Here is an 18807-nt window from a genome sequence, read left to right as displayed (position 1 = left end):
AGCGCGGCGTGGTCGTGAAGCGCGGCGTCATGGCGAAGCGGGTCGCCCTCAACGGCGCGGGTCTGCTGGTGGCGCTCTTCGCGGCGTTCCCCGTCTACTGGATGATCGCGACGTCGCTCAAGCCGAACCGGGAGATCTTCTCGGCCACCCCCCGGCCGGTGCCGACCGCGCCGACGCTGGAGCACTACCGGGAGATCCTCACCGGAAACCTCATCCCCGGCGTGACGTTTCTGGACTTCTTCCTCAACTCCGTGCTCGTGGCCGTGTCGACCGTGGTGCTCAGCGGCCTGGTCGCGCTGCTCGCGGCGACCGCGGTGGCCCGGTTCCGGTTCCGGCTGCGGACCAGCTTCCTGATCATGCTGCTGGTGGTGCAGATGATCCCGCTGGAGGCGCTGGTCATCCCGCTGTTCCTGATGATCCAGCGGCTGGGCCTCTACAACGCCCTGCCCAGCCTGATCCTCACGTACCTCGGCTTCTCGCTGCCGTTCGCGGTCTGGATGCTGCGCGGCTTCGTGGCCGCCGTGCCGAAGGAGCTGGAGGAGGCCGCGGCGATCGACGGCGCGAGCCGGGCGCAGACCTTCCGTCGCATCCTGTTCCCGCTGGTCGCGCCGGGCCTGGTGGCCACCAGCATCTTCTCCTTCATCACCGCCTGGAACGAGCTGATCTTCGCGTTGACCTTCGTCAACGACCAGGACCGGTACACCCTCCCGGTGGCGATGACGTTCTTCTTCGGCCGCGACGACACCGCCTGGGGGCCGGTGATGGCGGCCTCGACGCTGTTCACCCTGCCGGTGATCGTCTTCTTCCTGCTGGTGCAGCGCCGGATGGTCTCGGGGTTGGTGGCCGGCGCTGTCAAGGGCTGAGGTGCAAGGAGGGGCCCCTTGTTGACGCCTGGCGTCGAGAAGGGCCCCTTCTCACGAGCCCGTCGGGCGGGCCGGCCGCGTCGGGCGGGGCGTCGTCGGGCCGCCACGTCACCGTAGGCTGACGCAATGACGGGCAGGCTGGTGACGGTGAACCTCGGCATGGTGACCGAGGCGGAGTGGGCGGGCGACGCGAGCGGCCGGAGCGGGATCGACAAGCGACCGGTGGACGGGCCGGTGCTGCTGCGCGCCGATGGGGTGGCCGGGGACTTCATCGGCGAGCGGGCCCACCACGGCGGGCCCGACCAGACGGTGTACACGTACGCCGAGGAGGACGCGGCCTGGTGGGCGGCCGAGCTGGGTCGCGACATCCGGCCGGGGGCCTTCGGCGAGAACCTGACGACGTACGCGGTGGACGTGACCGGGGCGGTCGTCGGCGAGCGGTGGCAGATCGGGTCGGCCCTGCTGGAGGTGACCAAGCCGCGCACGCCGTGCACCACGTTCGCCGGGTTCTGGGGCGTACCGGACCTGATCAAGCGGTTCACGGCGCGAGCCGCTCCCGGGGCGTACCTGCGGGTGCTGCGGGAGGGCGAGGTCGGCGCGGGTGACCCGGTGGAGGTGGTGGAGCGGCCAGCGCACGGGGTGACCATCGGCGAGGTGTTCCGGGCGAGCACCCTTGAGCCGGAGTTGCTGCCCCGACTCCTCGACGTTCCGGGCCTGCCGGAGTCGCTCCGGCGAAAGGTCGAGCGCCGGCTCGCCGGCCGGAACGGCTGACGCCCCGGCACCGGGGCTGCCACGCTCAGCCCTCCGCCGGGCTGCCGCGACCAGGCGTTGAGAAGGGCCCCCTGCTATGCAGAATGCGTTAACAAGGGGCCCTTCCTTACACGGTCAGCGGAGCCAGGGGATGCTGCGGTCGAGCAGGCCGCGCTCCTTGAGCTCCTTGCGCAGCGGGATCTCGTCGTCGACGTACCCGTTCCAGTTGATGCCCCAGTAGTTGGCGGTGTGGGTGCCCTCGCCGCAGAGCTGACGCTGCACCGGGGTGCGGTTGGCCCACCACTCGCCGTCGGTGTCGACGTGCAGCTCGTCCAGCGGGCGGATCCACCGGTACGTGTACCCGACGAAGAGCATCTTGCGGGTGATGTTCGACAGGTTCGTCGACCGGGAGTGCCACTGGCGGCGGTCGAAGATGAACGCGTCGCCCGGGTTCGCGGTGATCTCCACCGTGCCCTCCGGGTCCGGGTTGTGCACCGTCAGGTCCGCCGGGCGGGGCAGCGAGTTCCACAGGTGACTGCCCGGGATCACCTTGGTGGCGCCGCGGCCGGTCTCCGACAGGTCGGAGAGCACGTATGCCACCTTCAGCGAGAACATCGGCCGAGGCAGGTTCGGGTCCATCGTCTCCGGGTCGGAGTTCTGCCGGTACCCGTCCTGGTGCCACCCCCAGTACGGCTTCTCCGGCTCCGCCGCCGGCGGGGTGACGTCGAGGTGGTTGTGGTGGGTGTAGATGTTCCAACCGGCCAGCCCCCACATGTACGGGAAGGCGATCGGGTGGGTCAGCAGCTGGCCGAAGAGCTCGTCGCGCTCCAGGAAACCCAGCAGGTGCAGGGTGCCGTCCTTGGTGGTGTTGCCCTTGGCCTTCTCCTCCGCGTACACGCGGTCGACGGCCTCCTCCAGGGCGGCCCGGTGGTCCTCCGTCAGCACGTTCCGCAGCAGGAGGAAGCCCTGCTCGTGGAACTCCTTGCGGTCGGTGTCGCTGATCGGTTCGTAGCCGGTCCGGCCGTCGTAATCGAACACCGCGTCGTACCCCTCCCCATGAGGTGAAACCTTCTCTGGCACAGGACGCCGATGCTACTGCGCCCGCCCAGGCGGGTGAGGAGCGCGCCCGACGCTGCGGTCAGGTGGCCGGACCATCGGCAGTCGATTGGGCGCGGAGAGTGAGATCGGGCCCTCCTTCTGCGGCTTTCGCCGGATATGGAGGATTGTGCGGTAACCGTCGGTATGGAAAGTCGAGGCTGTTCAGGCGTCGGCGAAGACCTCTGCGAGGACCTGCTCGTCGGTCGCCGGGGCGTTGGTCACCCGGCTCCACGTGCCGCCCTTCGCGGTCCATTCCAGGCCCGCGAAACGCACCCGCTTCACGCCGTGGTCGGAGGCGTGCGAGACCAGCCAGTGCGCGTACCGCCAGCCGTTGCGCCGGTCTTCGGCCGGCACCGCGACCCCGGTCGACTCGGCCGGGGACGCCGCCTCGGGCAGCCCCCAGTCCAGGCTGAGGCCCCGGGTGAGCGCGGCGGCGGCGGCAGCGCCGCGCATCACCGGCGTCGAGCCGACCGTGCAGGCCACCGCGCCGGTGGCCTCGCCGAGCAGCGCCCGGGTCAACACCTGCGACTCGTCGGCCCACTTCTGGTACGCCTCGGGAAAGGCCGAGCGCTGCACCTTCTGCGCCGCGTCGGTGACCCGCATCTTCTCCCAGCCGCGCACCCGCTTGAGCGCGGCGTAGAACTTCCTGGTCGCGTAGCGGGGGTCGGAGATCTGCGCCTCGGTGCCCCACCCCTGGCTCGGCCGCTGCTGGAACAGGCCCAGCGAGTCCCGGTCGCCGCCGGAGAGGTTACGCAGCCCGGACTCCTGGTACGCCGTGGCGAGGGCGACCACCACGGCCCGCTCGGGCATCTTCCGCTGGGCGCCGATCGCCGCGATCGTGGCGGCGTTGGCCATCTGGTCGGCGTCCAGTCGCACCTGACCGTCGGCCTGCACGGTGCAGGTGCGGCTCGCCAGCGGCAGGCGTAGCTGCCCGCCGACCTGCCGGACGACGAGCCAGATCCCCAGCACGGCGACCACGGCGACGGCCACACCGGCCGCGACGACTGCCCGACTTCGCACCCGCACCCCCTGCTCGACGGCGTCCGCCAAGAGTACGTCCCCGCCGCCGCCGTCCGGCCCGTCCGACCGATTCGTTCCGTTCCGCGGCAAGTCGACCGCGATTCGTGTTCACCCGGTGGGTCGACCGCGTCGGGCGCCGCCGGCTCCGGCTTCCCCGGTGCCCCGGCCGGAAACCGGTCAGTCGGTCGGCACCCAGCTCGCGTCGCGCTTCTCCCGGAACGCCAGCACGCCCTCGCGCCCCTCGTCGGACAGGAAGTACCCGGTCGACAGGGCGGCCAGCTCGGCGATGTCGGCCCGTAGGTCGGCCGCCGGTGGGCGGCGCAGCAGCCCCTTCGCCCCGGCCAGCGCGTGCGGTGCCCCCCGCACCAGCGAGGCGCAGGCCCGCCGCACCGCCGCGTCCAGCCCGTCCGTTGGCACGGCAGCGGTGACCAGGCCGATCTCGGCGGCCCGCCGCCCGTCGAAGGTGTCGCCGGTGAGGTACAGCTCGGCGGCGGCCCGGGGTGCCAGCCGGGGCAGCACGGTCGCCGAGATCACCGCCGGGATCACCCCAATCCGCACCTCGGTGAACGCGAACGTCGCCTCCTGCGCGCAGATCGCCAGGTCTGCCGCCGCGATCAGGCCCAGCCCGCCGGCCCGCGCCGGCCCGGCGACCCGGGCCACCACCGGCTTCGGGCACTCCCAGACCGCCGCGAGTACGTCACCGAGCATCCCGGCCGGCACCGTCCCGCTGGCGTACGCGGCGGCGGTCTCCTTCAGGTCCGCGCCGGAGCAGAAGACCGGGCCGGCGTGGTCGAGCACCACCACCCGGACCGCCTCGTCGGCCACCGCGGCGGACAGCCCGGCCAGCAGCTCGGTCATCAGCGGCGTGGAGAGCGCGTTGCGGTTGTGCGGGCTGTCCAGGGTGAGGGTGGTCACCCCGCGGGTTGTGGCGACCCGCACGAGCGCGGCGGTGGAGGTCATGCGGGCACACTAGTGGCCATGCCCGGCGTCCTTCCAGAAGGCGAGCCCGTCCCGGCCGACGGCTCGCTGCCCGCCACCGCCACCCGCGCCGTCGGCGCGCGCGGCTTCGGCGTGTACGTGCACGTGCCGTTCTGCGCCAGCCGCTGCGGCTACTGCGACTTCAACACGTACACCGCCGACGAGCTGGGCGGCGGCGCGAGCCGCGAGGCGTACGCCGACCAGGTGCTCGCCGAGCTGGCGCTGGCCGGTCGAGTGCTCGGCGACGCCCCGCCGCCGAGGGTCGACACCGTCTTCGTCGGCGGCGGCACCCCCACCCTGCTGCCCGCCGACGACCTGGCCCGCATCCTCGACGGTATCGACCGAACCTGGGGGCTGGCCGCCGACGCCGAGGTGACCACCGAGGCCAACCCCGAGTCGGTGACGCCGGAGTCGCTGAAGAGCCTGCGCGCCGCCGGATACACCCGGATCTCGCTGGGCATGCAGTCGGCCGCGCCGGGGGTGCTGGCGATCCTCGACCGCCGGCACCGAGCCGGCCGGGCCACCGAGGCCGCGCGTGAGGCCCGCGACGCCGGGTTCGACCACGTCAACCTCGATCTGATCTACGGCACTCCGGGGGAGAACGCCGAGGATTTCGCCGCCTCCCTGGCGCAGGTGGTGTCCGCCGGGGTGGACCACGTCAGCGCGTACGCCCTGATCGTGGAGGACGGCACCCGGCTGGCCGCGCGGATGCGGCGCGGCGAGCTGCCGTACCCCTCCGACGACGTGGCGGCGGACCGCTACCTGGCCGCGGAGGCCGCCCTCGGCGAGGCCGGCTTCTCCTGGTACGAGGTGTCCAACTGGGCCCGCACGCCGGGCGGGCAGTGCCGGCACAACCTGCTGTACTGGACGGGCGGCCACTGGTGGGGCCTCGGCCCGGGGGCGCACAGCCACGTCGGCGGGGTCCGCTGGTGGAACGTGAAACACCCGAGCGCGTATGCGAAGCGCCTCGCGGCGGCGCAGTCGCCCGGCCTGGCCCGGGAGGTGCTCACCCCCCGGCGAGGCGCACACGGAGGACGTCATGCTGCGGTTGCGGCTCGCCTCCGGGCTGCCGCTCGACGTGCTGGACGACGCGGGTCGGGCCGGCGCGGACCGGGCCCTGGCCGACGGGCTGCTCGATTCGGCCGGGTACGCGGCCGGCCGGGCGGTGCTCACCCTGCGCGGCCGGCTGCTGGCCGACGCGGTCGTGCGCGACCTGCTGCCCTGATCCTGGCGGTGCGCTGCCGGCGACCTGCTGCCCTGACCCCGGCGTGCGTTGTCGGCGGCCGGTTGCCCCGGCGTGCGTTGTCGGCGGCCGGCTGCCCTGACCGGGCCCCGCGGTCGGGGCCCGGTCGGGCGGCTACTTCACGAACGCGTACGTCATCGGGTAGCGGTAGAGCGTGCCCTCGTTGGCCTTCACGCCGCCGATGATGCCGAAGATGATCGGGACCAGGGCGACCAGCAGCGGGACGAAGAAGAGCAGCCCGCAGGTGACCACGGCGAGCACGAAGCTGATCACGAGGGCGATCGCCCAGGTGAGCTGGAAGTTCAGCGACGCCGCCGCGTGCGCGCGCACGGTCGGCGACTGCTGGCCCTTGACCGAGAGCGCGATCAGTGGGGCCACCCAGCCGAGCAGGCTGCCGCCGACCACCACGCCGAGCGGGCCGCCGAAGTGCGCGATCAGCGCCCAGGTCTTGTCGTCGTTGGTGGCGTACCCGCCACCGGGTGCCCCGTACGCGCCGCCGGCCGGGTAGCCACCCCCGGGCGGGGGGAAACCGCCGGGCGGGGGGTAGCCACCCGACGGCGGCTGGTCGCCGGTGGGCGGCGGGTAGCCGCCGGGCGGGGGATAGCCACCGGGCGGGGGATAGCCGCCCGCCCCGGGTGCCCCGGACAGTGGTGCGGTGGGGGGCTCGTGCCCCGGCGAGCCGTACGGTGCCGACGGGTTCGGCTCCGGCGGGTAGCCGCCGGGGTCACCCGCTCCGGGAGGGCGAGGTGGTTCAGTCATGCACGTCACGGTAGGGGCTGTCGGCAAGCGGCCACGAGAGCGACACTGGTCGGGTCGGGCGAACGATCGGTCAGCGTGTGCCGGTGGCCGCCCGCGCTGCCGCGCGGCGGCCACCGCACCGGCCCGTCCGTCGTTGATCTTACCGATGGTGGGGCGGCCGACGTAGACTGGCACTCGTTACAGTCGAGTGCCAGGCGTCGACCGCTGGCGGGCGCGGGCCCGGCGGCGCGCCGGGCCGGACGTGCGACAGGAGGTGGCAGGGTGGGTCTGGACGACCGCAAGCTCGCCGTGCTCCGCGCGATCGTCGAGGACTACGTCGCCACCCAGGATCCGGTCGGCAGCAAGGCCCTTGTCGAGCGACACCAGCTCGGCGTCTCCCCGGCGACGGTCCGCAACGACATGGCGGTGCTGGAGGAGGAGGGCTACATCCGGCAGCCGCACACCAGCGCCGGCCGGGTCCCCACCGACCGGGGCTACCGTCTCTTCGTCGACCGGCTGTCCCGGGTCAAGCCGCTCAGCCCGGCCGAGCGCCGGGCGATCGAGCGCTTCCTGGTCGGCGCGGTCGACCTCGACGACGTGGTGCACCGCACGGTGCGGCTGCTGGCCCAGCTCACCCGGCAGGTCGCCGTGGTGCAGTACCCGTCGCTCGCCCGCTCGTCGGTGCGGCACCTGGAGCTGGTGCCGATCTCCACCACCCGGCTGATGCTGGTGATGATCGCCGACACGGGCCGGGTTGAGCAGCGGCTCGTCGAGCTGCCCGCGCCGGTCTCCGCCGACGACGTCACAGACCTGCGCCGGCTGGTCAACGAGAAGCTGGTCGGCAGCCGGCTGTCGGAGACCCCGCCGCTGGTGCAGGCGCTGGTCGAGGAGTCCGCCCCGCACCTGCGTGGGGCGATGACCACACTTTCCACCGTGCTGCTGGAGACGCTGGTCGAGCGGCACGAGGAGCGCATCGCGCTGGCGGGCACCGCCAACCTGACCCGGGGCGGCCTGCTCGACTTCCAGGGGTCGCTGCGGCCCATCCTGGAGGCGCTGGAGGAGGAGGTGGTGATGCTCAAGCTGATCGGCGAGGCCGAGTCGACCACCACCCGCGTGCTGATCGGCGACGAGAACGAGATCGACAACCTGCGGGCCGCCTCGGTGGTGAGCACCGGGTACGGCCCGGGGGCGACCGCCCTCGGCGGCCTCGGCGTGGTGGGCCCCACCCGGATGGACTACCCCGGCACCATCGCCACGGTGAGGGCCGTGGCACGCTACGTGGGCGAGCTGCTGGCCCAGAACTGACCAGTCAGGGCCGACGGCCGGCTCCGGCCGACGACCGGCGCAACGCGAGAAGAACATGAGGACACGGGACGCAGTGGCCAGGGACTACTACGGCATCCTCGGCGTGAGCCGGGAGGCCTCCGACGACGAGATCAAGCGCGCCTACCGCAAGCTGGCGCGGCAGTTCCACCCGGACGTGAATCCGGACCCGGAGGCACAGGAGAAGTTCAAGGACATCAACGCCGCGTACGAGGTCCTATCGGACGACCGGAAACGGCAGATCGTCGACCTGGGCGGCGACCCGCTCGCCCCTGGCGGCGGGGGCATGGGGGGCCCGGGCGGACCCGGCGGGGCCGGCCCGTTCGTCGGCTTCCAGGACATCATGGACGCCTTCTTCGGTGGCGCGGCCGGCGGCTCGCGGGGCCCGCGCCCGCGTACCCGGCCGGGCGCGGACGCGATCCTGCGCCTGGAGCTGGACCTGCACGAGACGGCGTTCGGCGTCGAGGCCCCGATCACCGTCGACACCGCCGTGCTCTGCACCACCTGCTCCGGGGCGGGCACCGCGGCCGGCACCCACCTGGCCACCTGCGAGGCGTGCGGCGGCCGGGGCGAGGTGCAGTCGGTCCAACGCACCTTCCTCGGCCAGGTGGTCTCCGCCCGGCCGTGCACGGTCTGCCAGGGGTACGGCACCACCATCCCGCACCCCTGCCCGACCTGCACCGGGGATGGGCGGGTTCGCACCCGTCGCTCGCTGACCGTCAAGATCCCGGCCGGGGTCGAGGACGGCATGCGGATCCGGCTCGCCCAGCAGGGCGAGGTCGGCCCGGGCGGTGGCACCGCCGGCGACCTCTACGTCGAGATCCACGAGCGCCCGCACGACGTCTACTCCCGCAAGGGCGACGACCTGCACTGCCGGGTCACCGTCCCGATGACCGCCGCCGCGCTCGGCACCCGGCTGACCATCAAGACCCTCGACAGCGAGGAGACGGTCGACGTCAAGGCCGGCACCCAGCCGGGCAGCACCCTGCGGCTGCGCGCCCGGGGCGTGCCGCACCTGCGCGGCACCGGCCGGGGCGACCTCTACGTCCACCTCGACGTGCGGACCCCGACCAAGCTCGACCCCGACCAGGAGAGAATGCTGCGCGACTTCGCCAAGACCCGGGGCGAGGAGGGTCGCCGAGCTGACGAAGCAGGGCGGCTTCTTCTCCCGGATGCGCGACGCCTTCAACGGGCACGCCTGAGGTGTCGGCGCCGCTGTTCCTGGTCGACGCGCTGCCCACCGGCGACTCGCTGACCCTGAGCGGCCCGGAGGGCCATCACGCGGCCACCGTGCAGCGGCTGCGCGTCGGCGAGGAACTGCTGCTGGCCGACGGCCGGGGCGGCACCGCCGCCGCCGTGGTCACCGCCGTCGGCAGGGGCACCCTCGACCTGCGGGTCACCACCCGGGGGTACGTCGACGCGCACGTCCCCCGGCTCGTCGTGGTGCAGGGCATCGCCAAGGGCGACCGGGGCGAGCTGGCCGTGCAGGCGATGACCGAGGTCGGGGTGGACGAGATCGTCCCGTGGGCGGCGTCCCGCTCGGTGGCGCAGTGGCGCGGCGAGCGGGGCGTACGGGCCCGGGAGAAGTGGGTGGCGACCGCCCGGGAGGCGGCGAAGCAGGCCCGCCGGGCGTGGCTGCCGGTGGTGGCCGGATCCCCCGACGAGTCCACCGCCGCCGTGGCCGGCCGGATCGCCGGGGCCGCCGCCGCGTTCGTCCTGCACGAGGAGGCGCAGGAACGGCTGGCCACCGCCGAGCTGCCCGACGCCGGCGAGATCGTGCTCGTCGTAGGCCCGGAGGGCGGCATCACCGACGCGGAGCTGGCCACGTTCACCGAGGCCGGCGCCCGCCCGACCCGCCTGGGGCCCTCGGTGCTGCGCACCTCTACGGCGGGCGTCGCCGCCCTCTCAGCCCTTTCCCCCCGCCTCTCCCGCTGGTAGCCCGTCCCCCCGGCCCCGCCCCCTCCGGCGCTCCCGCTCGCGGCCCTCGGCGCCCTCCCGCCCGCGATCTTGCGCCTTGGGCCCGCCATCATGCCCCAGCCGTCCGGTACGACTTACCATGCCCCGATGGAACCCGACTGCCTGTTCTGCCGCATCGCCGCCGGGGAGATCCCGGCAACCGTCGTCCGGGAGACCGATACCACCCTGGCGTTCCGGGACATCGACCCGAAGGCCCCGGTGCACGTGCTGGTCATCACGAAGGAGCACTACGCCGACGTGGCGACCCTGGGCCAGGGCGACCCGGCGCTCGCCGGCGAGCTGCTGGCCACGGCCGCCGCCGTGGCCGAGGACGAGGGGCTGCTCGGCGACGGCTTCCGGCTGATGTTCAACACCGGGGCGTACGGCGGCCAGGAGGTCTTCCACGTCCACGCGCACGTACTCGGCGGCGCGCCGCTGGGCCCGATGCTCTGCCGCTGACGTGTTAGGAAGGGGCCCTTCCTATACCGAAAGCGTTAACAGGGGGCCCCTCCTTACACTCCAGGCGTGAGTGGAATCGATGGGCGGCTCGGGCGGATGGTACGGCAGGTACAGGCCGAGGGGCGGGTGCCGGCGGTCGCGGCTGCCCTGCACCGGGCGGACCGCCCGCTCTGGACCTGCGAGGCCGGCGGCACCGGCAACGACACCGCGCTCGGCCCGCAGACGCTGTTCCGGATCGGCTCGGTCACCAAGACGTTCACCGCCGTGCTCGTCATGCAGTGCCGCGACGAGGGCCTGCTCGACCTGGACGACCCGGTCGGCCGGCACCTCGACGTCCCCGCGCACGGCGAGCTGCCCCTGCGCCGGCTGCTGTCGCACACCGCGGGCCTGCAACGGGAGCCGCACGGCGACGTCTGGGACACCCTGCTCGCCCCCGGGGTGGACGAGTTGCTGGCCGACCTGGCCCGCGCCGAGCGGGTGCTGCCGCCGGCCCGCCGCTTCCACTACTCCAACCTCGGCATGGCGCTGCTCGGCCAGCTCGTCGCCCGGCTGCGCGGCGGGACCTGGGCCGAGGTGCTCGCCGAGCGGGTGCTCGCCCCGCTCGGCCTGACCGCCACCACCGACCGGCCGGGTCCGGCCGCGGCGACCGGGTTCCTCGTCGACGCGTACTCCGACGAGGCACGCCCGGAGCCGCCGACCGATATCGGCGCGATCGGCCCGGCCGCCCAGCTCTGGAGCACCGCCACCGACATGGCCCGCTGGGCGGCGTTCCTGGCCGACCCGGCGGCGCTCGACCCCGCCGGCGCGGTGCTCGCCCCGGCCACCGTCGACGAGATGCGCTGGCCGCTGACCGTCACCGACGAGACGTCCTGGGGCGCCGGCTTCGGGCTGGGACTCATCCTGCTGCCGCAGGGGGACCGGGTGGTGCACGTCGGGCACGACGGGGCGATGCCCGGCTTCCTCGCCGCCGTGTACGGCCGCCGGGGCGGCGACGGCACCCCCGGCGCGATGGGCGCGGCGGTGCTCGGCTCGTCCGGGACCGGGGTGCAGGTCACGGACCTGCCGCACCGGCTGCTCGCCGCCGCCGTCGAGCACGACCCGGCCGACGTCGAGCCGTGGCGTCCCGGGCCGCCCGCACCGGCGCACCTGCGCGGGATGCTGGGCCGCTGGTGGGGCGAGGGCTTCGAGTACGTCTTCAGCTGGCACGACGGCACCCTGCGGGCCCGGGGCGCGGACGACCCGGCGGGGCGGCCCCCGGCGGTCTTCGCCCCGCTGCCGGACCGGCCGGACGTGTTCCGCACCGTCTCCGGGCGGGAGGCCGGCGAGCTGCTGCGGCTGACCCGGGACGCGGACGGGGCGGTGGTGCGGCTGCACTGGGCCACGTACCGCTTCACCAGGGCCCAGGAGACCTTCGACGGGTACGACTTCCGGCGGTGACGCGGACTCCGCCACCGGCCCGGCGACCCCCGCGAATTGGACGAGGTGCCGCCGAGCGGGAAACGTTACGATGGGGGTAACGTCCGACCGCCGCGCCAGCAGGGCCCGGCGCCGAGATCGAGAGCAGGTGCGCAGGGCCCCTCGGCCCGACCTATGACCGGCACCCCACCTCCCGGCCCGCCCCGGGTGCAGACCAGGATCACCGTCCCCGACTCGAAGATCATGGTCAACCTGCTGGGCGCGGGCGACGAGATTTTGCGACTCGTCGAGCGTTCGGTCGACAGCGACGTGCACGTCCGCGGCAACGAGATCACCATCACTGGTGCTCCGGCGGACAACGCCCTCGCCGAGCGCCTCTTCAGTGAGCTGCTCGAACTGATCGAGAAAGGCGAGACCCTGACCACTGACGCCGTGCGGCGCACCGTCGGGATGTTGGAGCAGGGCGGCGCGGAGCGGCCCGCCGAGGTTCTGACGCTCAACATCCTCTCCCGGCGCGGGCGCACCATCCGCCCCAAGACGCTCGGGCAGAAGAAGTATGTCGACGCGATCGACGCGCACACCATCGTCTTCGGCATCGGCCCCGCCGGCACCGGCAAGACCTACCTGGCGATGGCGAAGGCCGTCCAGGCGCTCCAGGCCAAGCAGGTCAACCGGATCATCCTGACCCGGCCGGCGGTCGAGGCGGGGGAGCGGCTCGGCTTCCTGCCCGGGACGCTCAACGAGAAGATCGACCCGTACCTGCGCCCGCTCTACGACGCGCTGCACGACATGCTCGACCCGGAGACGATCCCGAAGCTGATGGCGGCGGGGACGATCGAGGTCGCGCCGCTGGCGTACATGAGGGGCCGTACCTTGAACGACGCGTTCATCATCCTCGACGAGGCGCAGAACACCACGCCCGAGCAGATGAAGATGTTCCTCACCCGGCTCGGCTTCGGTTCCAAGATCGTGGTAACCGGCGACGTCACCCAGGTGGACCTTCCCGGCGGGACGACCAGCGGCCTGCGGGTGGTCCGGGAGATCCTGGAAAACGTCGAGGACGTGCACTTCGCGCAGTTGTCCAGCTCCGACGTGGTGCGCCACCGACTGGTCGGGGAGATCGTCGACGCGTACGCCCGCTGGGACGCCGAGCGGGAGAACCAGCAGGCGCAGGGCGTGCACGCCGTGCCGGGGCGGACCGCCCAGGGCGGTCGGGCCGGCCGGCGCCGACAGACCTAGGGAACCCAGTTGTCCATCGAGATCGCCAACGAGTCCGGTGTCGACGTCGACACCGACGCCGTGCTCGCCGTCGCCCGGCATGCCCTCGACGAGATGGGGGTCAACCCCCTCGCCGAGCTGTCCGTGCTGCTGGTCGACATCGACTACATGACCGAGTTGAACCACCGCTGGATGGGTGGCGACGGCCCGACGGACGTGCTCGCCTTCCCCATGGACGAGGGCAGCGTCGACCACGGGCCGGGCGAGTCCAGCGCGGCCGGCGGCGAGCCGGCGCTGCTGGGCGACATCGTGCTCTGCCCGGAGGTGGCGGCCAAGCAGGCCGCCACGGCCGGGCACTCCTCGGCCGACGAGCTGCACCTGCTCACCGTGCACGGGGTGCTGCACCTGCTCGGGTACGACCACGCCGAGCCGGAGGAGGAGCGGGAGATGTTCGAGCTCCAGGCCCGGCTGCTGGCCAGCTGGCGGTCGACCCGGTCGTCGTGATGTCCGCCCAGGTGTCAGCGGCCGGCGCGGCGGCTGGCCTGCCCGATCTGCAACTGCTCGTCTTCGCGGCCGGGCTGGTGGTGCTCGGCGGCCTGATCGCGATGACCGAGGCGGCGCTCGCCGCCGTGTCACCGGCGCGGGCGGCAGAGCTGGCCCGCGACGGGGCCCGGGGCGCGCGTACGCTCCAGGCGGTCGCCGGTGACGTGGTCCGCCACCTCAACCTGTTGCTGTTGCTGCGGCTGCTGGCTGAGCTGACCGCCACCACGCTGGTCGCGCTGGTGGCGGTCGACACGTTCGGCGCGGGCTGGCGGGCGGCGCTGGTCACCGCCGGCGCGATGACCGTGATCAGCTTCGTGGTGGTCGGGGTCGGCCCGCGTACCCTCGGCCGGCAGCACGCGTACGCGGTCGGCCGGGCCGTCGCGCCGCTGGTGCGCTGGCTGGGCCGGGCCCTCAACCCGCTGGCTTCGCTGCTGATCCTGATCGGCAACGCGGTCACCCCGGGGCGCGGTTTCCGGGAGGGGCCGTTCGCCACCCAGGTGGAGCTGCGCGAGTTGGTCGACTTGGCCGAGCAGCGGGGTGTCGTCGAGCACGGCGAGCGGCAGATGATCCACTCGGTGTTCGCGCTCGGTGACACCATCGCCCGCGAGGTGATGGTGCCGCGCACCGAGATGGTGTGGATCGAGGAGCGCAAGAACCTCTCGCAGGCCCTCGCACTGTTCCTGCGTTCGGGCTTCTCCCGGATTCCGGTGATCGGGGAGAGCGTCGACGACGTGCTCGGCGTGCTCTACCTGAAGGACCTGATCCGGCGGACCCAGGGCGGCGAACCGGCGGCGTCCCGGCTGCCGGTGTCGGATCTGATGCGCCCGGCGACGTTCGTCCCGGAGTCCAAGCCGGTCGACGACCTGCTGTCGGAGATGCAGGCCGCGCGCAACCACCTGGTCATCGTCGTCGACGAGTACGGCGGCACCGGCGGCCTCGTCACGATCGAGGACATCCTGGAGGAGATCGTCGGCGAGATCACCGACGAGTACGATGTCGAACGCCCGCCCGTCGAGCGGCTGGCGGACGGCGCGGTGCGGGTCGCCGCCCGGCTGCCCGTCGAAACCCTCGGCGAGCTGTTCGACGTCGAGCTGCCCGCCGACGAGGTCGAGACGGTCGGCGGCCTGCTCGCCCAGGCCTTGGGCAGGGTTCCGATTCCCGGCGCGGAGGCCGAGGTGGCCGGGCTGCGCCTGGTCGCCGAGGGCACCACGGGCCGGCGTAACCGGATCGACACCGTGCTGGTGAGCCGGGTCGAGCCGACCGATTCCACCGACACCACCCCCGTGCGCGGCGAGCCCGCCGAGGCCCGGGGCATCCAGAACCGAGCCGAGGAGAGGCAACCCGCCGATGCCTGAGTCACCCGCCGCACCCGCCGCCCTGCCCACCCCGTCCGCGCCGGTCGAGCTGAGCGCCGAGGACGGCAAGCTGGTCATCCTCGCCCGGGGGGCCCGGGGCCGGGTGGGTGCCGTGGAGGGAGCCTCGGTACGCGACCAGGACGGTCGCACGTACGCGGCGGCGAGCGTGTCGCTGCCCTCGTTGACCCTCACCGCCCTTCAGCTCGCGGTGGCCTCCGCCGTGGCGGCCGGGGCGACCCGGCTGGAGGCCGCCGTCGTGGTGACGGAGGCGTCGACCCTGGACGGGGCGGGGCACGCCGCCGTCCGCGACCTCACCGCCGACGCGCCGATCCACGTGGCCGCGCCGGACGGCACCGTCCTCGGCACGGTGGCCGAGTGAGCGACGTCGGCGTCGGGGGAGTGCGCCCGTACCGGGCCGGGTTCGCCTGCTTCGTGGGCCGGCCGAACGCCGGCAAGTCGACGCTGACCAACGCCCTCGTCGGCACGAAGATCGCGATCACCTCGAACAAGCCGCAGACCACCCGACACATCATCCGGGCCGTGCTGCACCGGCCGGACTCGCAGCTCGTCCTGGTCGACACCCCGGGGCTGCACCGCCCCCGCACGCTGCTCGGCGAGCGCCTCAACGACCTGGTCCGCTCCACCTGGAGCGAGGTCGACGTGATCGGCCTGTGCGTCCCGGCCGACGAGCCGGTCGGCCGGGGCGACCGGTTCATCACCGGGGAGTTGGCCGAGCTGAAGGCCACCGTGCTGGCGGTGGTGACCAAGACCGACCTGGTGGACAAGAAGCGGCTGGCCGAGCAGTTGCTGGCGGTCAGTGAGATGGGGGATTTCGCCGCCGTGGTGCCGGTCAGCGCCGTCTCCGGGCACCAGCTCGACACCCTGGTCAACGTGATGACCGACTATCTTCCCGAGTCGCCGCAGCTCTACCCGGACGACATGCTCACCGACGACCCGGAGCAGGTGCTGGTGGCCGAACTGATCCGGGAGGCGGCCCTGGAAGGGGTCCGTGACGAGCTGCCGCACTCCATCGCCGTGGTGGTGGAGGAGATGATCCCCGAGGGTCAGCTCATGAAGATCTACGCCGACGTGTACGTCGAGCGGCCCAGCCAGAAGGCCATCGTGATCGGCCACCGGGCCAGCCGGCTCAAGGAGGTCGGCACCACCGCCCGCCGGCAGATCGAGGAGCTGCTCGGCACCCGCGTCTACCTGGACCTGCACGTACGGGTGGCGAAGGACTGGCAGCGCGACCCAAAGCAGCTCCGCAAGCTCGGCTTCTGACCCGGTCGGATCCGGGGGCCCTGCCGCCTTCTGGCCCGACGAACGGTTCCCGACCGGCTGGTCGAGGGACACTTCGCGCACGGCTGGGGTCAGCCGGCGCGCGCCAGCCGCTGGGACGAGGGCGCCACGGAGCGGGCGTAGTTCCCGATTCCTCTCAGATCAATGGCATTTCTCACTTTCAGGGCTACTGTCTGCCAGTTTGACGGTGGGGGCCGGAGGGTAGGGATCGATAGCTCCCCCCTGCCCCCGACCGGAAGCCGGCTGATGCGAAACCGGTACCTGGACCTGCTCCGTGCCCTGGCGATCGTTCGAGTCGTCGTCTACCACGTGACCGGATGGGCCAGCCTGACCCTGGTCTTCCCGGCCATGTCGGTGATGTTCGCGCTCGCCGGGTCGCTGATGGCGGCGTCGCTGGACCGGGCCGGCCCGTCGGCGGTGCGGCGGCGGCTGCGTCGCCTGCTGCCGTCGCTGTGGGTGGTGGTCGCGGTCTTCGTCCCCGCCATGCTGCTCACCGGGCTGCCGCTGACGCCGAAGGTGCTGCTCTGGGCGTTTCCGGTCGCCGACCCGCCGGCCAACCACTGGGGGGCGTTGGCGCTCAGCGTGATCTGGTACCTGCGCGACTACCTGTGGTTCGTGTTCGCCTCGCCCCTCGCGCTGTGGCTGTTCCGGCGGGCCCCGTGGCCCACCCTGCTCGCCCCGTACGCGCTGCTGGCCGCCGTCGAGTTCGGACTGCTGCCCGCCGCGCCCGCCGTGCTGCGGGAGTTCGGCCTCTACTTCGGTGCCTGGCTGCTCGGGTTCGCCCACCATGACGGGCTGCTGCGCCGCACCGCCACCCGGGTGCTGGTGCCGGCCGCGCTGGCTCTCGGGGCCGCCGGGGCGGCGTGGATCGTCACCCACCCCGGCCCGCGCGGGTACGACCTGAACGACAACCCTCTCGGCAACGCGCTCTGGTCGGCGGCCTTCATCCTCGTGGCGATCGGCCGGGCCCCGGCGTCGGCGGCCTGGGTGGACCGTACCGCCGTGGCCGGCCGGGTGGTGACGCTGCTGAACCGGCGGGCGCTCACCGTGTACCTCTGGCACATGCCGTTCGTGGTCGCCATCACCCCGCTGGTCGACGTGGTCGGCTGGTCCCACCAGGACCCGGTCGGCCTGGCGATCCGGGTGGCGCTGGTCTTCGCGCTGGTCGGCGCGGTCACCGCGCTGGTCGGCTGGGTGGAGGACGTCGCCGCCGGCCGGCCCCCGGAGCTGTTCCCCGGTGGCCGCCGTCCCGCGCCGGTCACCCGAACCGGTGGCCGCCGTCCCGCGCCGGTCCAGGTCCTCGGCGGCAGCCGCCCCGTGCCGGCCCCCGCCGCAGTGCCGGTCAGCCCCGCGCCGGCCGGCTACGACCGGGCGGTGCTGCCCGCGCCCCGGGCCCCCGAGGAGCACACCCTCAAGCTCAGCGCGCGGTGACTGTCACGCTGCCGCTCTTCGCGGCCACGTCGAGCAGCAGCGACGCGCCCGGGTCGTCGACGACGCCCAGATCGGCCTCGCCGGAGCCGACGTCCGACCGCACCCGGTACCGGCCGGCGGGCACGACGAGCTGCACGTCGCCGCTGGAGGCGTGCGCCCGCACCGAGGCCGGGGCGGCCAGCTCGACGGTGATGTTCCCGGAGTTGGTCTCCGCTTCGACCGGGCCGCTCAGGCGGCTGCCCGTCACGTTGCCCGACGAGGCGCGCAGGGTGGCCGGGCCGCGTACGTCGTCGGCCTCGACGTTGCCGGAGCCGGTCTCGGCGCGTACCGCGCCGGTCGCCCGGGTGATCTCCAGGTTCCCGGAGTCGACCCGGACATTCACTTCGCCGACCCGGCTCAGCACGACATTGCCCGACCCGGTCTCGCCGCGTACCGCGACGCCCTCCGGGACGGTCACCTCGTACGAGAGCGAGCAGCGGGAGCCGCAGTCGGTGTCCAGCACCAGCTCGTCGCCCCGGATCTCGTACCGGACCCGGGGCTGGTCGCCGTGGTAGCGCAGCACCCGGTTGATGCGGACCTGGCCGGCGGGACCGCTGCCGACGACCGTCACGTCGCCCGCGCCCCGCAGCACGGTGACCTGGCTGATCCGCGTCGACTCGGTGTCGTCGAAGTCCAGCCGACGCAGCGACAGGGTGTCGCATCCGGCGACGAGGATCACAGCGGCGGTCGCCCCGGCGACGGCGCGGGTGCGGACGACGGTCCGGTGGAAAACCATGGACGGCACGCTACGGCCGAGCCGGCCCGCCGCGCATCCGGGATCGCCCGCCGCGCACCCCGAACCGACCCTGATTTCGTACCCCGAGGGAGAATGACCGGATGGCCGGATACCGCCGACAGCTCTACCGCGACGACGCGGTGGTCCTGCGTGTGCAGAAGCTCGGCGAGTCCGACCGGATCATCACCCTGCTGACCCGCCGGCACGGGCGGTTGCGCGCGGTGGCCCGGGGGGTCCGCCGCACCACCAGCAAGTTCGGCGCCCGGTTGGAGCCGTTCGGCCACGTCGACGTCCAGCTCGCACGGTGACCCGAAGGGCAACACCGGCAGTTCGCTGCACAGC

General features: G+C 73.3%; 17 protein-coding genes and 3 pseudogenes. 15 read left to right on the top strand and 5 right to left on the bottom strand.

Annotated features, from left to right (window positions below; translation table 11 throughout):
* The first annotated feature begins 29 nt into the window (after positions 1–29).
* Both MCAG_RS08155 and MCAG_RS08150 read left to right on the top strand, forming a co-directional pair.
* Positions 30–863, top strand: coding sequence for a carbohydrate ABC transporter permease (locus MCAG_RS08155; protein ID WP_007072486.1), 834 nt, complete (start codon positions 30–32; stop codon positions 861–863).
* A gap of 126 nt (positions 864–989) precedes the next feature.
* Positions 990–1634, top strand: a complete 645-nt coding sequence (locus MCAG_RS08150) for an MOSC domain-containing protein (RefSeq protein ID WP_007072485.1) — start codon at positions 990–992, stop codon at positions 1632–1634.
* A 114-nt stretch (positions 1635–1748) separates the two neighbouring features.
* On the opposite strand, the gene MCAG_RS08145 is transcribed toward MCAG_RS08150, so the two are convergent.
* The 3 genes from MCAG_RS08145 to MCAG_RS08135 all read right to left on the bottom strand — a co-directional run bounded on the left by MCAG_RS08145 (position 1749) and on the right by MCAG_RS08135 (position 4691).
* A complete protein-coding gene (locus MCAG_RS08145) occupies positions 1749–2693 on the bottom strand; it encodes a phytanoyl-CoA dioxygenase family protein (RefSeq protein WP_007072484.1) in 945 nt (314 codons plus the stop codon).
* A gap of 180 nt (positions 2694–2873) precedes the next feature.
* Positions 2874–3737 carry a hypothetical protein gene (locus tag MCAG_RS08140; RefSeq protein WP_036376658.1) on the bottom strand — a complete coding sequence of 288 codons (864 nt, stop codon included), beginning with the start codon at positions 3735–3737 and terminating at the stop codon, positions 2874–2876.
* Positions 3738–3908: 171 nt separating this feature from the next.
* Positions 3909–4691, bottom strand: a complete 783-nt coding sequence (locus MCAG_RS08135; protein ID WP_007072482.1) for an enoyl-CoA hydratase-related protein — start codon at positions 4689–4691, stop codon at positions 3909–3911.
* Between the two features lie 18 nt (positions 4692–4709).
* Here MCAG_RS08135 and hemW point away from each other — a divergent pair.
* Positions 4710–5934, top strand: a pseudogene (gene hemW / locus MCAG_RS08130) (radical SAM family heme chaperone HemW).
* Positions 5935–6066: 132 nt separating this feature from the next.
* Here hemW and MCAG_RS35900 read toward each other — a convergent pair.
* Complete coding sequence (locus MCAG_RS35900; RefSeq protein ID WP_050777908.1) at positions 6067–6711, bottom strand: DUF4870 domain-containing protein; 645 nt, start codon at positions 6709–6711, stop codon at positions 6067–6069.
* A 261-nt stretch (positions 6712–6972) separates the two neighbouring features.
* Between MCAG_RS35900 and hrcA the strand changes: the two genes are divergently transcribed.
* From hrcA to MCAG_RS08070, 11 genes and pseudogenes are all read left to right on the top strand, one after another.
* Entirely contained in the window at positions 6973–7995 is a 1023-nt protein-coding gene (gene hrcA / locus MCAG_RS08120) for a heat-inducible transcriptional repressor HrcA (RefSeq protein WP_007072479.1), read from the top strand.
* A gap of 73 nt (positions 7996–8068) precedes the next feature.
* A pseudogene (gene dnaJ, locus MCAG_RS08115) lies at positions 8069–9215 on the top strand (molecular chaperone DnaJ).
* A gap of 1 nt (position 9216) precedes the next feature.
* Positions 9217–9951 (top strand): 16S rRNA (uracil(1498)-N(3))-methyltransferase, encoded by a 735-nt coding sequence (locus MCAG_RS08110; protein ID WP_007072477.1) that lies wholly within the window; start codon positions 9217–9219, stop codon positions 9949–9951.
* Positions 9952–10077: 126 nt separating this feature from the next.
* Entirely contained in the window at positions 10078–10428 is a 351-nt protein-coding gene (locus tag MCAG_RS08105) for a histidine triad nucleotide-binding protein (RefSeq protein WP_007072476.1), read from the top strand.
* Between the two features lie 96 nt (positions 10429–10524).
* Positions 10525–11865: a serine hydrolase gene (locus MCAG_RS08100; protein WP_198141724.1), complete on the top strand. Its 1341-nt coding sequence runs from the start codon at positions 10525–10527 to the stop codon at positions 11863–11865.
* Between the two features lie 153 nt (positions 11866–12018).
* Positions 12019–13083 carry a PhoH family protein gene (locus tag MCAG_RS08095; protein WP_007072474.1) on the top strand — a complete coding sequence of 355 codons (1065 nt, stop codon included), beginning with the start codon at positions 12019–12021 and terminating at the stop codon, positions 13081–13083.
* A gap of 9 nt (positions 13084–13092) precedes the next feature.
* Positions 13093–13566, top strand: coding sequence for an rRNA maturation RNase YbeY (ybeY, locus tag MCAG_RS08090; RefSeq protein WP_007072473.1), 474 nt, complete (start codon positions 13093–13095; stop codon positions 13564–13566).
* Positions 13542–14960 carry a hemolysin family protein gene (locus MCAG_RS08085; RefSeq protein ID WP_036372826.1) on the top strand — a complete coding sequence of 473 codons (1419 nt, stop codon included), beginning with the start codon at positions 13542–13544 and terminating at the stop codon, positions 14958–14960. Before ybeY ends, MCAG_RS08085 begins: the two co-directional genes overlap by 25 nt.
* Complete coding sequence (locus tag MCAG_RS08080) at positions 14953–15339, top strand: hypothetical protein (RefSeq protein ID WP_007072471.1); 387 nt, start codon at positions 14953–14955, stop codon at positions 15337–15339. Before MCAG_RS08085 ends, MCAG_RS08080 begins: the two co-directional genes overlap by 8 nt.
* Positions 15336–16241, top strand: coding sequence for a GTPase Era (era, locus tag MCAG_RS08075; RefSeq protein ID WP_007072470.1), 906 nt, complete (start codon positions 15336–15338; stop codon positions 16239–16241). The genes MCAG_RS08080 and era overlap by 4 nt, the downstream gene beginning before the upstream one ends.
* A gap of 264 nt (positions 16242–16505) precedes the next feature.
* Complete coding sequence (locus MCAG_RS08070) at positions 16506–17690, top strand: acyltransferase (protein WP_036372824.1); 1185 nt, start codon at positions 16506–16508, stop codon at positions 17688–17690.
* Here MCAG_RS08070 and MCAG_RS08065 read toward each other — a convergent pair.
* Positions 17677–18465 carry a DUF4097 family beta strand repeat-containing protein gene (locus MCAG_RS08065; RefSeq protein ID WP_050777907.1) on the bottom strand — a complete coding sequence of 263 codons (789 nt, stop codon included), beginning with the start codon at positions 18463–18465 and terminating at the stop codon, positions 17677–17679. The genes MCAG_RS08070 and MCAG_RS08065 overlap by 14 nt on opposite strands.
* Positions 18466–18566: 101 nt before the next feature.
* On the opposite strand from MCAG_RS08065, the pseudogene recO reads away from it, so the two are divergent.
* Positions 18567–18807: pseudogene (recO, locus tag MCAG_RS08060) on the top strand (DNA repair protein RecO); the annotation flags it as partial.

Source organism: Micromonospora sp. ATCC 39149, assembly GCF_000158815.1.
Classification (GTDB): domain Bacteria; phylum Actinomycetota; class Actinomycetes; order Mycobacteriales; family Micromonosporaceae; genus Micromonospora.
This window is presented reverse-complemented; position numbering and strand designations above follow the sequence as displayed.

Coding starts and splice junctions, on each gene's coding strand:
- MCAG_RS08155 (WP_007072486.1), top strand. CDS start 30: ATGGCGAAGCGGGTCGCCCTCAACGGCGCGGGTCTGCTGGTGGCGCTC.
- MCAG_RS08150 (WP_007072485.1), top strand. CDS start 990: ATGACGGGCAGGCTGGTGACGGTGAACCTCGGCATGGTGACCGAGGCG.
- MCAG_RS08135 (WP_007072482.1), bottom strand. CDS start 4,691: ATGACCTCCACCGCCGCGCTCGTGCGGGTCGCCACAACCCGCGGGGTG.
- MCAG_RS35900 (WP_050777908.1), bottom strand. CDS start 6,711: ATGACTGAACCACCTCGCCCTCCCGGAGCGGGTGACCCCGGCGGCTAC.
- MCAG_RS08105 (WP_007072476.1), top strand. CDS start 10,078: ATGGAACCCGACTGCCTGTTCTGCCGCATCGCCGCCGGGGAGATCCCG.
- MCAG_RS08100 (WP_198141724.1), top strand. CDS start 10,525: ATGGTACGGCAGGTACAGGCCGAGGGGCGGGTGCCGGCGGTCGCGGCT.
- MCAG_RS08095 (WP_007072474.1), top strand. CDS start 12,019: ATGACCGGCACCCCACCTCCCGGCCCGCCCCGGGTGCAGACCAGGATC.
- MCAG_RS08080 (WP_007072471.1), top strand. CDS start 14,953: ATGCCTGAGTCACCCGCCGCACCCGCCGCCCTGCCCACCCCGTCCGCG.
- MCAG_RS08070 (WP_036372824.1), top strand. CDS start 16,506: ATGCGAAACCGGTACCTGGACCTGCTCCGTGCCCTGGCGATCGTTCGA.
- MCAG_RS08065 (WP_050777907.1), bottom strand. CDS start 18,465: ATGGTTTTCCACCGGACCGTCGTCCGCACCCGCGCCGTCGCCGGGGCG.